Raw genomic sequence first — 15457 nt, forward strand, 5'->3', positions numbered from 1 at the left:
GACGCTCAAACTATCCGCCGCAACGCCTCAAAGAACAAAACCGACTGCTCCCTCTCCCCCTGCACCTGCCCCGCCACCGTCGCCGCCAAGCCCGCATCCACCGGCGCCAAACCCAGCCCCGTCGACAAGGCCAGCACCTGCGCTTGGCAGGCCCGCTCCAGGTAGTACAGGTCGTCATACGCGTAGTCGACGCGCTCGCCGCACACCACCACGCCGTGGTTGCCCAGGAAGGCGATGTCGGCGCTGCCCATTGCGCGGGCGATGCGCTCACCCTCCGTGTTATCAAGCGCCAGGCCGTTGTAATGCGCGTCGATGGCGGTGCGGCCGTGGAAGCGCATGGCGCCTTGTGACAGCGTGGTGTCCAGCGCGCGGGCGGTGGTCAGCGTCAGCGCGGTGGCGTAGGGCATGTGGGTGTGCAGCACGCAGGCCTTGCGGCAGATGCGGTGCACGGCGGCGTGGATGAACATGGCCGTGGGTTCCACCGGGTGACGGCCGGCCAGGCGCTGGCCGACGGCGTCCACCATCACGATGTCGTCGGCCTGGATCTCCTGCCACAGCAGGCCGCGCGGGTTCAGCAAAAAGCGGCCATCGCCGCCTGGCAGTTCCACGCTGAAGTGGTTGCACACGCCTTCGGCCAGGCCATGGTGGGCGGCGGCGCGCAGGGCCAGGGCCAGGTCTTCCCGCAGGCGGCGGATGTCGTCGCGGTGGTAGTCGTCGGCCGCTTGGGCGTCAGTGGCGTGGAATGCGGTGGAGACGGTCAGCGTCATGGGTCAGGGCGGGAGTGCATGGCGGTTCACCATCGGTGCATTCTCGGGTCGCCGATCCGTCGCTAAGCTCGCCGCACCATGCCCACACCCATCCACCTCGACACGCCCCGCCTGCGCCTGCTGCCCTGGCGGCCCGATCACTTGGCCCCGTTCGCGGCGCTGAACGCCGACCCCGAGGTGATGCGCCACTTCCCGTCCACACAAACCGTCGACCAGACACAAGCCAGCATCGACCTGTGGATGGGCCAGTTTGCGCAGCAGGGCTGGAGCAACTGGGCGGTGGAACTGAAGGCCACGGGCGAGTTCATCGGATTCATCGGGCTGTCGGTGCCGCGGCGGGTGCTGCCGTTCTCGCCGTGCGTGGAGATCGGCTGGCGGCTGGCCCGCAGGTTCTGGGGCCAGGGCCTGGCCAGCGAGGGCGCGCGCGCCTGCCTGCGGGTGGGCTTCGAGCAGCTGGGCCTGGCCGAGGTGGTGTCGTTCACGGCGCTGGGCAATGCACCGTCGCGAGCGGTGATGGCACGCATCGGCATGCGCGACACAGGGCAGGATTTCGAGCACCCTGGCGTGCCGGAAGGGCACCCGCTGCGCATGCATTGCCTGTACCGCATCACGCGCGACGAGTGGGCCGCGCAGGTGGGCAGCAGCACCCCCGCTGGCCACGGCGATGCTCGCCAACCTGGATGACGGCCTGCCCGAGCGCACCCGCGCGCTCGATGTATCCATCGGCAGCCAGATCCGCGCCGGCCAGTTGCTGAAGACCTCGGTCTACGAGTTCCGCTACCTGGATGCGTCGCCCAGCCAGCCCGCGCTGGCGCTGCTGATGCCGAAGGCGCTTCGCGCATGCCGGCACCCCTGCTGAGCAAGATGCGCAACGCCTGAGCCGACGGGCTGCGCCCCTGCGCTACATTGATCGCCTCGAAAAGGAGTGACGCATGGCCAAGGGTGAACAACGCAGCAACAAGATGACGAAGAAACCCAAGAAGGACAGTGCCCCCCCAAAGGAATCATCGTCGACTTCTACCAGGCCAATTGCGCCAATGACATCGATCGCGCCAAAGGGCAAGCTGAAGAACAAGTAGACCGAACAGACAGGGTGTCAAGGCCGGCACAGCGCAGCGGCGTGCCGCTGGCCACAATGCCAGCCTCCGCCACCCCAGCACCTCGACCGCCTTCACCATGAGCCAATGGACCTGCTTCGACGTGACGATGGATGGCGCGGTCGCGCACATCCGCATGAACCAGCCGCAGCGCCACAACGCGATGACGGCGGCCTTCTGGTCCGAGATTCCGCAGCTGTTCCGCGCGTTGGATGCGGCCGGCAATGTGCGCGCGGCCGTGCTGTCGTCAGAGGGCAAGAACTTCACCGCGGGCATGGACCTGGGCGTGTTTGCCAATGCCGGCACGCTGGGCACGGTGGATGTGCGCGCGCGTGAGCAGTTCCGCCACCAGCTGCGGCAGCTGCAGGGCAGCTTCAATGCCATTGCCGAGGTGCGCTTTCCGGTCATCGCGGCGGTGCAGGGCGGCTGCATCGGCGGCGGGGTGGATCTGGTCAGTGCCTGCTGCCTGCGCTATGCCAGCCGCGAGGCCTGGTTCTGCATCCACGAGATCAACATCGGCATGATGGCCGACGTGGGCACGATGAACCGCATGCCCAAGCTGATCCCCGATGCGGTGATGCGCGAGCTGGCCTACACGGGCGACCGCCTGGGCGCCGAGCGCGCCGAGCGGCTGGGCTTCGTCAACGGCCTGTTCGACGATGCCGCCGCCACCGTGGCCGGTGCGCTGGCCGTGGCCCAGCGCATTGCCCAGCGCGCGCCGGTGGCCGTGGCCGCCAGCAAGGAGATGATCAGCTACAGCCGTGACCACTCGGTGGCCGAGAGCTTTGCCTACATGAACGCGCTGCAGCCCGGGGTGTTCGACCCCGCCGACATCGAGCGCGCCATCGCGGCGCAGCAGAAGAAGCAGGTGCCTGAGTTCGCGGATCTGCCGCCGATTGCGCCGCCGCTGGGTTGAGCTTCAGGCGCCGATGCCGGCGTAGCCCTGCTGCCGCTCGTGGCGCAGCGCCAGCACCACCGCCTGCCAGCACCACCACCTGCCAGGTCGGCCACGGGCCTGTGATGGCCGATGGCCACCCTCGGTTCAAGGCAGCCACTGCAAGGCCGGATCGCCTTGCCCCGCAGCGCCCGTCAGCGGGGCGTTGAACAGCGCCGCGGCCAGCGCCCGCTCGCGCTCGGCCACCAGGGCCTGGAACGGGCGGGTGTCGCCCATCGCGCCAAAGGTTTCGAAACCCGACTCCAGAAAGTTCTGCAGCGCGCCCAGCCCGGCGGCCTGCGCGGCGCTGCGCATGGCGCGCAGGCCCACGCGCAGCAGGCGGTGGCGGGTGTGCTGCTCCAGCGCGGCCATCATGTGCAGGGTGAGCGTGATCTGGCGCTCGCGCGCCTCGGGCTGGCCCACGGCCTGCCAGGCGCCGATGTAGACGGGGGCGCTCAGCGTGGGCACCGCCGTGCCGGGCGGCGGGCCGGCCTGGGCCTGATGCTGAGCCAGGTGCCGGGCCATCGCGTCGTCGAGCTGCTCGCTCATCGCGTGCAACTCCACCAGCTCGGCCACGGTGTCCACCAGCGCGGCCGGAAACAGGCGCACCAGCGTGGGCACCACGCGGGCAAATTGCGCGTCGCGGGCGCTGAAGTCTTGAGGGCCGTACAGCTCGCGCAGAAAGAAGCGCGCGCCAGGCGCATAGCGGCCGCCGGCCACGTGGCCGTCCAGCAGGTCGGCATAGCTGCGCTCGAAGCGTGCGGCCTGGTAGGCCTTCAAGGGCGCCAGCCAGGGCGCGCCGGCAGCCGCGGTGCTGTCGCCTTGCGGGCCGCCGCGCCGGCGCTGGCCCAGCGCGGCCACGGCCTGCAGACGATCCAGGATGGCCTGGGCTCGGGGCGATGTGCTCATTCAGAGGGCTTCAGACAGCGCCTGGCGGCCATGGCCTGCGGGTGGCCGGGTGGTCGGGTGGCCGGGCGGTAAGGTGGTAGACGGGGCGGGCTGGCGCCGATGGCGGCTTCATCTTGCCAGCATACCCATGGCGCACGGCCGCGTGGCCCCGCGCCGGCGGCAGGCACAGCGCGATGCATACTGTTTTGACGGTGCCTGTTGGGGGCGCTGCCGGCGCTGGCCCGCCCGCATCTGGCGCAGCGCTTGCACCCACTGTTGCACCCACTGCGCCACCACTGCTCCCCCCACTGTTTCACCCACCGTTTGAGGCTGTCATGAAGATCACCGTCTCCACCCTGGTTGCCGCACCCATCCATGCCGTGTGGCAGGCCTACACCACGCCCGAGGACATCAAGGTCTGGAACACCGCCTCGCCCGACTGGCACACCACCGCCGCCACGGTGGATCTGCGGCCGGGCGGCCTGTTCAGCTCGCGCATGGAGGCCAAGGACGGCTCCTTCGGATTTGACTTTGCTGGCCAGTACACCGAGGTGATCCCGCTGCAGCGCCTGGCCTATGTGTTTGGCGAGCGCGCCGGGGTGGTGGAGTTTGTGCCCGGGCCCGCGGGGGTGACCGTCACCGTCACCTTTGACGGCGAGCCGACGCACTCCGAAGAGCAGCAGCGCAGCGGCTGGCAGGCCATTCTCGACAACTTCAAGTGCCATGTGACCGGCCAGCTGGCCGCGTCATGATCTGGCGCTGCACCTCGTGCTGCACACCGGGCTGGTGCCGGCGCAGTCGTGGGCAGGCTGCTGGCCGCGGGCAGTGGCGGTTGATGCGCTGTACCAGGCCGCGCCGGCAGCCGGCCAGCGGCAGGCCTTCTTGATCCCGTCGTGTGCCGCTGACAGCGCCCCGGCTCAACAAGGCGCCGCCTTGAGCGGCGGGCCGCCCGCTCAGCAGGCCAGGCGCAGGCTGGTGGCGCGCTGATCGTTGCGCTGGCGCAGGGCCTCGGGCATTTGATCGGCACCCGGCGCGCCGGCCTGGCGGGCGGCGGCCTGCAGGGCCTGGGCCTGCTCTCCCTGGTGCAGCAGCGCACCCAGCTCGGCGCGGCATGGCCGCGCCGATGGCGTGTTGGGCTCTGCAACGGCCAGGGCCACGGCCTGGGCACCGGTAAAGCCGGTGAGCCAGTACCACACCGGGTCGCGGCAGCTCAGGGCCAGGCCATCCAGCGGGATGGGCGGCGCGTCGGCGGCGGGCCGCAGGCGCACATGCACCTGCAGACGGCCGTCGGCGGCCTGGCTGTAACGGGGGGGATCGGGGTCTTGCAGCGCGGGCAAGGTGGGCGGGGCGGGCAGCGCGGGTGGGGCAGGCGGGGCGTTGGGTGCCCCGTCTGCGCTCGCGCTGTTGGCGGTGTTCAGGGCGCGCGGTTCGGTGGGCGCACCCGGGCCCGGCGCTGCCACGCCGGGGGCGGCCGCAGGCTGCAGCTGCAGCATCCAGCCGCTCTGGCGAAACAGCCCGGCCAGGGTTTGCGCCAGCACCACCGCCTGGCGCGCGGTGCTGGCATCGGCCGGTGGTGGCTGGCCTTGAACCGGCAGGCGCGGCAGCAGGGCCTGCGACGAGGCCGGGTCGAGCGTCAGCCGCAGATCCAGCCAGGCCAGCTGCGGCGCTGCGCTGGCATCGGGCTGGGCCTGGGCCACGATGCCCAGCGCGCAATCGAGCGCGCCGTGCGGGTGGGCCTGCAGCGGCGCGGCGGCCAGCAGCAGGCCGGCGGCTGCGCCCAGTTGCTGCCAGCCGCTGACGGACCGCACCGCGCGCTGCACCACGCTCAGCGGATGGCCGTCGGGTTGATGATGGCCTGCACGCCGCCGGTCATGCGGCTCTGGCCCAGCACGAACATGAACTCCCAGGCCTTGTCCTTGACCAGGGCCTCGGTGTCGATGTTCTCCAGGATGTAGATGCCGTTTTTCGGGATCAGGATCTGGTGCACCTCGAACACGCCCACGCCCTTCTCGAAGGGCACGGCTTCCATGCCCCAGGTGTCGGCCCCCACGGCCAGCACGTTCTTGCTAACCAGGTATTCGGCGCCGTCCTTGCCCACGCCCGGCTCGCCGCTGATGTAGCGCTTGTCGTCCTTGCCCACCAGGCTCAGCCAGCCGGTGTAGAACAGCACCACGTCGCCCTTGCGGATCTCGATGCCCTGGCGCTTGGCCTGCTCGTCGATCTCCTTGCGGTTGAAGGCCGTGCCTTCGGGCACCGGGTTCTTGCCGTAGTAGGCGGCCATGTCGAGCACCACGCCGCGGGTGACGAAGTTGGGCACCTTCTCGATGCCCAGCTTGGTCAGGCCGTTGGCCTGCACGAAGTCGCTGTTCTTGTTGCAGTTGTAGTAGACGTTGTCGATGCCGATGTGGCCCAGGCCGTCGAGCTGGGTGCCGGTGCCCACATAGCCCATGTAGATGTCGTCGTTGTAGTTGGTCTTGGTGTGTCCCAGACCCACGCCGCCCACCTGCGCCGGCTGGTTGATCACCAGCGCCCAGCTGCGCGGGCCGAAGGCCGGCGTCTTGCTGTTGGTCTCGACGCCCAGGCGGTAGACCTTGCCGGTCTTCACCAGCTTGGCCGCGGCCAGCGCCAGCTCGGGGCTCAGCAGGTTGGCGGCGCCGATCTCGTCGTTGGGGCCCCACTTGCTCTTGCACCAGTCGGGCTGGGCCTGGGCCTGGGCGGCACCGGCCACCAGCAGCCCGGCCGCGGCCAGCGCGGCACCCAGCCATGACACCCCCACTCGCTTCTTCGATGCATCCACTTGCATGTCGACTCCTTGTGCAACGAGGTCCGGCACGGGCAGCAGGCCTGGGCGGCGGCGTGTCTCCTCGTCGGAAATCTGCTTGGCCGGCGCACGCCACCCGGCGCGGATGATCGTCTGCCCGCGCCTCTTGCGGGTTGCTTTTTTGCTGAAGGGCGGGTTAGTCCGGAACGCGCTTGTCGCCCAGGCGTCAGGCCGTTGCGGCAAGGGTGTCAGAGCAGCACCACGTCGCGCATGGCCTGGCCGGTGGCCAGGCGGTCGAAGCCGCGGTTGATGTCGTCCAGCGTCAGGGTCTCGCCCATCAGGCGGTTCACCGGCAGCTGGCCACGCTGGTACATCTGCACATAGCGCGGAATGTCGCGGGCCGGCACGGCCGAGCCGATGTAGCTGCCGCGCAGGGTGCGCTCTTCGGCCACCAGCTGCACCGGTGGCAGGGCAAAGCGGCGGTCGGGGTGGGGCAGGCCGGCGCTGATGGTGCTGCCACCGCGGCGCGTGATGGCCCAGGCCAGCTCCATGGCCGGGATGGCGCCGGCCATCTCGAAGGCGTAGTCGACGCCGCCGCGCGTGAGGGCGCGCACCTGCTCGGCGGCGTCGGGGGCGCTGGCGTTCACGGTGGCGGTGGCGCCCAGTTCGCGCGCCAGCGCCAGCTTGGCCTCGCTGAGGTCCAGCGCCACCACCTCGCGCGCCCCCGAGGCCACCGCCGCCAGCAGCGCCGAGAAGCCCACCCCGCCCAGGCCCAGCACCGCGGCCGTGCTGCCGGCCTGCACGCGCGCGGTGTTGATGACCGCGCCCACACCGGTGAGCACCGCGCAGCCGAACAGCGAGGCTTCGGCCCAGCTCAGGCTGGCTGCGCTGTCGGGCAGTGCAATGCACGAGCGCTGCGACACCACGGCATGGTCGGCAAAGCAGCTCACGCCCACGTGGTGGTGCACCGGCTGGCCCGCCAGGTGCAGACGCCGGCCGCCGCCCAGCAGGGTGCCGGCGCCATTGGCCGCGGCGCCGGGCTCGCACAGGGCCGGCCGGCCTTCCTGGCAGGGCAGGCAGCCGCCGCAGCTGGGCATGAACACCAGCACCACCCGGTCGCCCGGCTGCAGACGGGTGACCCCGGGCCCGCAGGCCAGCACCTCGCCCGCCGATTCATGACCCAGGGCCATCGGCACCGGCCGCGGTCGGTCGCCCGAGATCACCGACAGGTCGGAGTGGCACAGCCCCGCGGCGCGCAGGCGCACCAGCACCTCGCCGTGGCCGGGTGGATCGAGTTCAAGCTCGCGGATCTTCAGCGGCCGGCTGTCGGCATACGGGGCGGGCAGGCCGATGGTTTCGAGCACGGCGGCGCGGATCTTCATGCGGGGCACTCCGGTGGTTCGGCCCAGTCTAGAAGGCCGGCGCAGCGGGCGCATCGGGCGCAGCCCGGGGCCGGCTGGCGCCAAGCGGCCGCGGGTGCCACGCGATGCCACGCCGCGCCGCGCCGTTAAGGCCGGCAAAAGGCGCGCTTCCCGCTTTACGAATGGCGTGTGGCGCGCGCTGCGGTCATGCTCGGGCCCCGACAAAACATCCGAGCGCGGCGCCGGCCTGGGCGCTGCCAGCCGCATGACTACGCCCGACCCCACACCGCCCGCCGCCGAGCTGCTGCACCTGAAGGACTGGATCGGCCGCGCCGAACAGCGCGCCGACTGGATCTCGGCCGCGCCGCTGGCCGCGCTGTCGGCCACCCTCGACCGCCACGACGCCGAGCCGCTGCCCGGCTGCACCGTGCCGCCGCTGTGGCACTGGCTGTTTTTTCTGCCGATGGCGCCGCATTCGCAGCTGGGCGACGACGGTCACCCCAGGCGCGGCGGCTTCTTGCCGCCGGTGCCGCTGCCGCGCCGCATGTGGGCCGGTGGCCGGCTCGAGTTTCATCACCCGCTGCGCGTGGGCGACGAGGTCACGCGGCAATCGCGCATCCTCAGTGTCGACATCAAGGCCGGGCGCAGCGGCACGCTGGTGTTCGTGACCGTGCGGCACGAGCTCACCAATGCCCAGGGCCTGGCGCTGAGCGAAGAGCACGACATCGTCTACCGCGAAGCGCCCGTGCCGGGCGCGCCCACGCCGCCGCCCAAGGTGGCGCCCGGCGATGAGGCCTTCTCGCGCGCCATCACGCCCGATCCGGTGCTGCTGTTTCGCTACTCGGCGCTCACCTTCAACGGCCACCGCATCCACTACGACCAGCCCTATGTCACCCAGGTCGAGGGCTACCCCGGCCTGATCGTGCACGGCCCGCTGATCGCCACGCTGCTGCTCGACCTGCTGCGCCGCCAGCAGCCCGAGGCGCGGGTCAGGCGCTTTGCCTTCACCGCGCTGAAGCCGCTGTTCGACATCCACCCCTTCACCGTGTGCGGCAAGCCGCAGGCCGAGGGCGCCGAGCACCGCCATGCGCTGTGGGCCCGCGATCACCAAGGCCACCTGGCCATGCGCGCCACGGCCGAACTGGCCTGATTCACTTTCTTCCGCACCGACCCCATGTCCACCACGCCCGAGAACAGCTTTCCCGAGATCCGCGACGCCGTGCGCGCGCTGTGCGCCGAGTTTCCCGACGAATACCACCGCAAGGTCGACGCCGAGCGCGGCTACCCCGAGGCCTTTGTCAACGCGCTCACCCAGGCCGGCTGGATGGCCGCGCTCATTCCCCAGGCGTACGGCGGCTCGGGGCTGGGCATGGCCGAGGCCTCGGTGATCATGGAAGAGATCAACCGCTCGGGCGGCAACTCGGGCGCCTGCCACGGCCAGATGTACGTGATGAACGCCGTGGTGCGCAGCGGCAGCGAAGCCCAGAAGCAGAAGTACCTGCCGCGGATCGCCGCCGGTGAGCTGCGCCTGCAGAGCATGGGCGTCACCGAGCCCAGCACCGGCAGCGACACCACCAAGCTGAAGACCCTGGCCGTGAAGAAGAGCGACCGCTGGGTGGTCAACGGCCAGAAGGTCTGGATCTCGCGCATCCAGCACAGCGATCTGATGATTTTGCTGGCCCGCACCACGCCGCTGGATCAGGTGAGCAAGCGCTCCGAGGGCCTGAGCTGCTTCATCGTCGACCTGAAGGCGGCCATCGGCAACGGGCTCACCGTGCGGCCCATTCCGAACATGGTCAACCACGAGACCAACGAGTTGTTCTTCGACAACCTCGAGCTGCCCGACGACGCGCTGCTGGGCCCCGAGGGCAAGGGCTTCAAGACCCTGCTCGACGGCCTGAACGCCGAGCGCACGCTGATCGCCGCCGAGTGCATCGGCGACGGCTACTGGTTCATCGACCGCGCCGCCAGGTACGCCAAGGAGCGCATGGTGTTCGGCCGGCCGATCGGCCAGAACCAGGGCGTGCAGTTTCCGATCGCCGACGCCTTCATCGAGCTGGAGGCCGCCAACCTGATGCGCTGGAAGGCCTGCGCGCAGATCGACGCGCACCAGAACGCCGGTGCGGCCGCCAACATGGCCAAGTACCTGGCGGCCAAGGCCAGCTGGGAGGCGGCCAATGCCTGCCTCCAGACCCATGGCGGCTTCGGCTTCGCCTGCGAATACGACATCGAGCGCAAGTTCCGCGAAACCCGGCTGTACCAGGTGGCGCCGATCAGCACCAACATGATCTACAGCTACGTGGCGGAACACGTGCTGGGTCTGCCGAGGTCGTTCTGATGCTCCCCCTCGAAGGCATCACCGTCGTCACGCTGGAGCACGCCATCGCGGCGCCTTTCTGCACCCGCCAGCTGGCCGACCAGGGCGCGCGCGTGATCAAGATCGAGCGCCCCGGCGTGGGCGACTTCGCGCGCGGCTACGACGAGCGGGTGAAGGGCCTGGCCTCGCATTTCGTGTGGACCAACCGCAGCAAGGAAAGCCTCACGCTCGACCTCAAGGCGCCGGTGGCCGACGAGGTGCTGCACCGGCTGCTGGCCGGCGCCGACGTGCTGGTGCAGAACCTGGCCCCCGGCGCCGCGGCGCGCATGGGCCTGGGCTACGAGGCGCTGAGCGCGCAGTACCCGAAGCTGATCGTCTGCGACATCTCTGGCTATGGCAATGACGAAGACAAGACCGGCCCCTATCGCGACAAGAAAGCGTACGACCTGCTGATCCAGAGCGAGTCGGGCTTCTTGTCGATCACCGGCAGCGATGCCGAGATGGCCAAGGCCGGCTGCTCCATCGCCGACATCGCCGCCGGCATGTACGCCTACACCGGCATCCTCAACGCACTGATCGAGCGTGGCCGCAGCGGGCGCGGCAAGCACCTCGATGTGTCGATGCTCGAGGCCATGGGCGAGTGGATGGGCTACCCGCTGTACTACGCCTTCGAGGGCGCGCCACCACCGCCGCGGGCCGGCGCGGCGCACGCCACCATCTACCCCTACGGCCCCTTTGCCACCGGCGACGGCAAGACCGTGATGCTGGGCCTGCAGAACGAGCGCGAGTGGCAGGCCTTTTGCGAGCAGCTGCTGGGCGACGCCACGCTGGCCACCGACGAGCGCTTCAACACCACCGCGCGCCGCTCGGCCGCGCGCGCGGCGCTGAAGGCGCTGATCGAGCAGGCCTTTGCGGCGATGACGGCCGCACAGGTGCTGGCGCGGCTGGACGAAGCCGGCATCGCCAACGCCCAGGTCAACAGCATGGCCGACCTGTGGGCGCATCCGCAGCTGCAGGCCCGCCAGCGCTGGGCCCAGGTGGACACCCCGGCCGGCCCGGTGCCGGCTCTGCTGCCGCCGGGCTGCACCCAGGCGCGCATGGACGCCGTGCCGGCGCTGGGCCAGCACACCGACGCCGTGCTGCAGGGCCTGGGCTACACGCCCGAGGCGATTGCCGCGCTGCGCCGGGCCGGCACGGTGTGAACCCCCCCGGTGCCCGCGCGCACCGCCCCTGAACCCCGAGAGACAGACCGCCCATGAGCGCCACCCATCCCGGCCAGACCCTGGCCACCTTTGCCGCCACACTGCGCCTGGCCGATGTGCCGGCTCCGGTGCTGCGCCGCACCGAAGACCTGATGCTCGACTGGGCCGGCTCCACGCTGGCCGGCAAGGGCTCGCGGCCGGTGGAAAGCATCGCCCGGTTCTGGCAGTCGCAGGGGCCGGCCAGCGGCCCGTCGGAGGTGCTGATCCACCGTTGCGGCAGCAGCCCGCTGGTGGCGGCCGCGATCAATGCCGCCGCCTCGCATGTGGCCGAGCAGGACGATGTGCACAACGGCTCGGTGTTCCACCCGGCCGCGGTGGTGTTTGCGCCGGCGCTGGCCATGGCGCAGTCGCTGGGCCGCTCGGGCGCCGATCTGCTGGCCGCCAGCGTGGCGGGTTATGAGGTGGGCATCCGCGTGGGCGAGTTCCTGGGCCGCTCGCACTACCGCATCTTTCACACCACCGGCACCGCCGGCTCGCTGGCCGCGGCCGCGGCCGTGGGCCATCTGCTGCGGCTCACGCCCGAGCAGATGGGCCATGCGCTGGGCTCGGCCGGCACCCAGGCCGCGGGGCTGTGGGAGTTTTTGCGCACCGCGGCCGACAGCAAGCAGCTGCACACCGCGCATGCCGCGCACACCGGGCTGGCCGCGGCCTGCCTGGCGGCCGACGGCTTTACCGGCGCGCAGCGCATCCTCGACGGCGCGCAGGGCCTGGCCGCCGGCATGAGCAGCGACAGCGACCCGGCGCGCCTGACCGATGGCCTGGGCACGCGCTGGGCCACGGCCGAGACCTCGTTCAAGTACCACGCCTCGTGCCGCCACACCCATCCGGCCGCCGATGCGCTGCTGGCAGTGATGAACGCCCACGGCCTGCGGCCCGAGCAGATCACGCGGGTGCAGACGCTGGTGCATCAGGGCGCCATCGACGTGCTGGGCCCGGTGGTGGATCCGCAGACCGTGCACCAGAGCAAGTTCTCGATGGGCACGGTGCTGGCGCTGGCGGCGCTGCATGGCTACGCCGGCCTGGGCGAGTTTGACGCGCACTACAACGACCCGGCCACGGTGGACTTCTGCCAGCGCGTGAGCATGACGCTGGACGCCGAGGTCGACCGCGCCTACCCGGCGCGCTGGATCGGCAAGGTGCGGGTGCACACCGGCGATGGCCGCGTGCTGGACGGCCGCGTGGACGAGCCCAAGGGCGACCCCGGCAACACCCTCAGCCGCGCCGAGCTCGAAGGCAAGGCGCTGCGCCTGGCCGCCTACCGCGACGCGGCCAGCCCGGCCGAGATGCAGGCGCTGATCCAGCGCATCTGGGGCATGGCCGACTGGCCGGTGGTGCAGCGCCTGCTGGGGTGAGCGGCATGCACCCGCGCAGCTACCTGTTCGTGCCGGCCGACCGGCCCGAGCGTTTTGACAAGGCCCTGGCCGCCGGCGCCGAGGCGGTGATCATCGACCTGGAAGACGCCGTGGCGCCCGCGGCCAAGGCGGCGGCGCGCGCGGCGCTGGCCACCTGGCTGGATGCCCGGCCGGCCAGCCTGCCGGCCGCGGCCGCGGCGGTGCCCGCCATCGTGCTGCGCTGCAATGCCGCCGCCACGCCCTGGTTCGAGGCCGATCTGGCGCTGGCCGCGCATCCGGCGGTGCAGGCCCTGATGCTGCCCAAGGCCGAAACGCCCGCGGCCGTGGCCCGGGTGGTGGCGGCCGGCGGCCGTGGCCGCGCGCTGCCGGTGATTGCACTGATCGAAAGCGCGGCCGGCCTGGCCGCGGTGAACAGCCTGGCCGCCACGCCGGGCGTGTGCCGCCTGGCCTTTGGCAGCCTCGATCTGCAGGTGGATCTGGGCCTGCGTGAGGCCACCGAGGACGAGCTGCTGCCCTGGCGGCTGGCGCTGGTGCTGGCCTCGCGCCTGGCCGGCATCGCCGCACCGATCGACGGCGTGAGCACCGCGCTCGACGATGCCGAACGCCTGGCCGGCGATGTGGCGCGCGCGCGCCGCCTGGGTTTCGGCGCCAAGCTGTGCATCCACCCGCGCCAGGTGGCCGCGGTGCGTGCCGGGCTGCGGCCGGCGGCCGCCGAGCTGGCCTGGGCGCAGCGGGTGCTGGCGGCAGCAGCCGCGGCCGGCGGCGGCGCGGTGGCCGTGGACGGCCGCATGGTCGACAAGCCGGTGCTGCTGCGTGCCGAGGCCATCGTGCGCGAGGCGGCCGATGGAGTGTGCAGCCCCCCGCAACAGCCGGCGTTGGGAGCCGGCGACAACACCAGGAGACAAGCACCATGATCAAGCCGCCAGTCACCCCGCAAGACACACGGCAAGTCACACGGCAAGTCACACGGCAGATGGGCCGGCAGGCCCCGCCGCAGGCCATGCCCTTGACGCCAGCCGCCAGCCCGCCGCTGGCCCTGCGCGCCGCCGCGCCGCGCCGGCGCCTACGCAGCGCGCTGGCCCTGGTGCTGGGTGCCGCGGCGCTGGCCGTGGCCGGCCTGCCGCAGCCGGTGCGTGCGCAAGCCGCCCCGGCGCAGGCGACGGCCTACCCCAGCCGCAGCATCACGCTGCTGGTGCCCTTTGCCGCTGGCGGGCCCACCGATGTGGTGGCGCGCGCACTCGGCGCGGTGATGGCCAGGAGCCTGGGCCAGAGCGTGCTGATCGAGAACAAGACCGGTGCCGGCGGCACGCTGGCCTCGGGCCATCTGGCCAAGGCCGCGCCCGACGGCTACACCTTCCTGATCCACCACAACGGCATGGCCACCGCGCCGGGCCTGTACCGCAAGCTGGCCTTCAACCCGCTGACCGATTTCGAGTACGTGGGCCAGGTGGTGGATGTGCCCATGACCCTGCTGGCCCGCAAGGACCTGCCGCCGCGCACGGCGCCCGAGCTGGTGGCCTACATCAAGGCCCAGGGCAACAAGCTCTCGCTGGCCCATGCCGGGCTGGGGGCGGTAAGCCAGCTGTGCGGCATGCTGCTGCAGAAGATGGTGGACACCGAGCTCAACAGCATCCCGTTCCAGGGCACGGCGCCGGCCATGAACGCGCTGCTGGGCGGCCAGGTCGACATCCTGTGCGACCAGACCACGCAGACCCTGCAGCACATCAAGGCCGGCAACGTGAAGCTCTACGGCGTGACCACCCGCGAGCGCATCCGCGCGCTGCCCGACACGCCCACGCTGGACGAGGCCGGGCTCAAGGGTTTCGAGGTCAAGGTGTGGCATGGCGTGTACGCGCCCAAGGGCACACCGCCGGCGCTGATCGAGCGCTTTGGCACCGCGCTGCGTGCCGCGCTGAAAGACCCGGCCATCGTGCAGCGCATGGGCGAGCTGGGCGCCGAGATCGTGCCCGAGGCCAAGCAGACGCCCGAGGGCCTGCGCAGCTGGCTCAAGCCCGAGATCGACAAGTGGGGCGCGCTGATCCGCTCGGCGGGACAGTACGCCGATTGAAGGCTCAGCCGCGCGCGCGCCAGCGGCCCGGCGGCCGCCCCGCCAGCGCCCCCGGGCGGCGGCCGCCCGGCGCACGCGGCGCCTGATCCGGGCAGGCCCGTCGGACACCGGTTCTGCGCGACACTTCGGCACCGCGCGCCGCAGCCGCGCTGCGCCGCTTGCGCCTCAACCCGGAGAAACAATGCAAGGCCAACCCGCCATCCTCGACGCCCTGAACTCGCTGCTGGTCTATGAACTGGCCGCGCGTGACCAGTACTTCATCCACTCGCGCATGCTGCGCGAATGGGGCCTGGAGAAGGCCGCCGACCGCATCAGCCACGAGATGGACGACGAGACCGAGCACGCCAGCGCGCTGATCAAGCGCATCCTGATGCTCGAGGGCACGCCGCGGATGACGCCGGCCGCGCTGACCGTGGGCCACGACCTGCCGTCGATCTTTGCCAACGACCTGGCGGTCGAGCTGTCGGTGGTGCAGCACCTGCGCGAGGTGATCGCGCTGTGCGAGACCGAGCGCGACTTCGTCACCCGCGAGGTGCTGCTGCCGATGCTGGTGGACACCGAGCAGGACCACGCCCACTGGCTGGAGCAGCAGCTGCGCCTGATCCAGATGACCGGCCTGCAGAACTACCTGCAAAGCCAGCTGGCCTGAC

16 protein-coding genes are annotated in these 15457 nt (G+C 71.2%); 11 read left to right on the forward strand and 5 right to left on the reverse strand.

Annotation, left to right across the window (positions count from 1 at the left end):
• Positions 1-5: 5 nt before the first annotated feature.
• Entirely contained in the window at positions 6-767 is a 762-nt protein-coding gene (locus N4G63_RS23085; protein WP_260789973.1) for an aldolase, read from the reverse strand.
• Between the two features lie 78 nt (positions 768-845).
• Here N4G63_RS23085 and N4G63_RS23090 point away from each other — a divergent pair, with 78 nt between their 5' ends.
• The 3 genes from N4G63_RS23090 (at position 846) to N4G63_RS23100 (ending at position 2780) form a co-directional block, all read left to right on the forward strand.
• Entirely contained in the window at positions 846-1451 is a 606-nt protein-coding gene (locus N4G63_RS23090) for a GNAT family N-acetyltransferase (protein WP_314600366.1), read from the forward strand.
• On the forward strand, positions 1432-1626 hold the full coding sequence (locus N4G63_RS23095) for a hypothetical protein (RefSeq protein ID WP_314600367.1): 195 nt from the start codon (positions 1432-1434) through the stop codon (positions 1624-1626). The genes N4G63_RS23090 and N4G63_RS23095 overlap by 20 nt, the downstream gene beginning before the upstream one ends.
• 317 nt (positions 1627-1943) lie before the next feature.
• Positions 1944-2780 carry a crotonase/enoyl-CoA hydratase family protein gene (locus N4G63_RS23100; protein ID WP_314600368.1) on the forward strand — a complete coding sequence of 279 codons (837 nt, stop codon included), beginning with the start codon at positions 1944-1946 and terminating at the stop codon, positions 2778-2780.
• A gap of 126 nt (positions 2781-2906) precedes the next feature.
• Here the strand turns inward: N4G63_RS23100 and N4G63_RS23105 are convergent, their stop codons facing one another.
• Complete coding sequence (locus tag N4G63_RS23105; protein ID WP_260789975.1) at positions 2907-3707, reverse strand: DUF8198 family protein; 801 nt, start codon at positions 3705-3707, stop codon at positions 2907-2909.
• A gap of 314 nt (positions 3708-4021) precedes the next feature.
• Between N4G63_RS23105 and N4G63_RS23110 the strand changes: the two genes are divergently transcribed.
• Positions 4022-4438 (forward strand): SRPBCC domain-containing protein, encoded by a 417-nt coding sequence (locus tag N4G63_RS23110; protein ID WP_260789976.1) that lies wholly within the window; start codon positions 4022-4024, stop codon positions 4436-4438.
• A gap of 201 nt (positions 4439-4639) precedes the next feature.
• Here N4G63_RS23110 and N4G63_RS23115 read toward each other — a convergent pair whose 3' ends face one another.
• The 3 genes from N4G63_RS23115 to N4G63_RS23125 form a co-directional block, all read right to left on the reverse strand.
• On the reverse strand, positions 4640-5494 hold the full coding sequence (locus N4G63_RS23115) for a hypothetical protein (RefSeq protein ID WP_260789977.1): 855 nt from the start codon (positions 5492-5494) through the stop codon (positions 4640-4642).
• 17 nt (positions 5495-5511) lie between these two features.
• On the reverse strand, positions 5512-6489 hold the full coding sequence (locus N4G63_RS23120; RefSeq protein ID WP_260789978.1) for a cyclase family protein: 978 nt from the start codon (positions 6487-6489) through the stop codon (positions 5512-5514).
• 206 nt (positions 6490-6695) lie between these two features.
• The gene (locus N4G63_RS23125) at positions 6696-7829 is read right to left on the reverse strand and encodes a zinc-dependent alcohol dehydrogenase family protein (RefSeq protein WP_260789979.1); all 1134 of its coding nucleotides are present in this window, start codon (positions 7827-7829) and stop codon (positions 6696-6698) included.
• A gap of 244 nt (positions 7830-8073) precedes the next feature.
• Between N4G63_RS23125 and N4G63_RS23130 the strand changes: the two genes are divergently transcribed.
• The 7 genes from N4G63_RS23130 (at position 8074) to bfr (ending at position 15456) form a co-directional block, all read left to right on the forward strand.
• A complete protein-coding gene (locus N4G63_RS23130; RefSeq protein ID WP_260789980.1) occupies positions 8074-8958 on the forward strand; it encodes an HTD2 family dehydratase in 885 nt (294 codons plus the stop codon).
• Positions 8959-8982: 24 nt separating this feature from the next.
• Entirely contained in the window at positions 8983-10146 is a 1164-nt protein-coding gene (locus N4G63_RS23135) for an acyl-CoA dehydrogenase family protein (protein WP_260789981.1), read from the forward strand.
• Complete coding sequence (locus N4G63_RS23140) at positions 10146-11327, forward strand: CaiB/BaiF CoA transferase family protein (RefSeq protein WP_314600369.1); 1182 nt, start codon at positions 10146-10148, stop codon at positions 11325-11327. The genes N4G63_RS23135 and N4G63_RS23140 overlap by 1 nt, the downstream gene beginning before the upstream one ends.
• Positions 11328-11380: 53 nt before the next feature.
• Positions 11381-12739 carry an MmgE/PrpD family protein gene (locus N4G63_RS23145; RefSeq protein WP_260789983.1) on the forward strand — a complete coding sequence of 453 codons (1359 nt, stop codon included), beginning with the start codon at positions 11381-11383 and terminating at the stop codon, positions 12737-12739.
• Between the two features lie 5 nt (positions 12740-12744).
• Positions 12745-13653 (forward strand): HpcH/HpaI aldolase/citrate lyase family protein, encoded by a 909-nt coding sequence (locus tag N4G63_RS23150; RefSeq protein WP_260789984.1) that lies wholly within the window; start codon positions 12745-12747, stop codon positions 13651-13653.
• Positions 13650-14807 (forward strand): tripartite tricarboxylate transporter substrate-binding protein, encoded by a 1158-nt coding sequence (locus tag N4G63_RS23155; RefSeq protein WP_260789985.1) that lies wholly within the window; start codon positions 13650-13652, stop codon positions 14805-14807. The genes N4G63_RS23150 and N4G63_RS23155 overlap by 4 nt, the downstream gene beginning before the upstream one ends.
• 181 nt (positions 14808-14988) lie before the next feature.
• Positions 14989-15456, forward strand: coding sequence for a bacterioferritin (gene bfr / locus N4G63_RS23160; RefSeq protein ID WP_314600370.1), 468 nt, complete (start codon positions 14989-14991; stop codon positions 15454-15456).
• Position 15457 lies beyond the last annotated feature (1 nt).

The organism is Aquabacterium sp. OR-4, from assembly GCF_025290835.2.
In the GTDB taxonomy this organism is placed as follows: domain Bacteria; phylum Pseudomonadota; class Gammaproteobacteria; order Burkholderiales; family Burkholderiaceae_C; genus Pseudaquabacterium.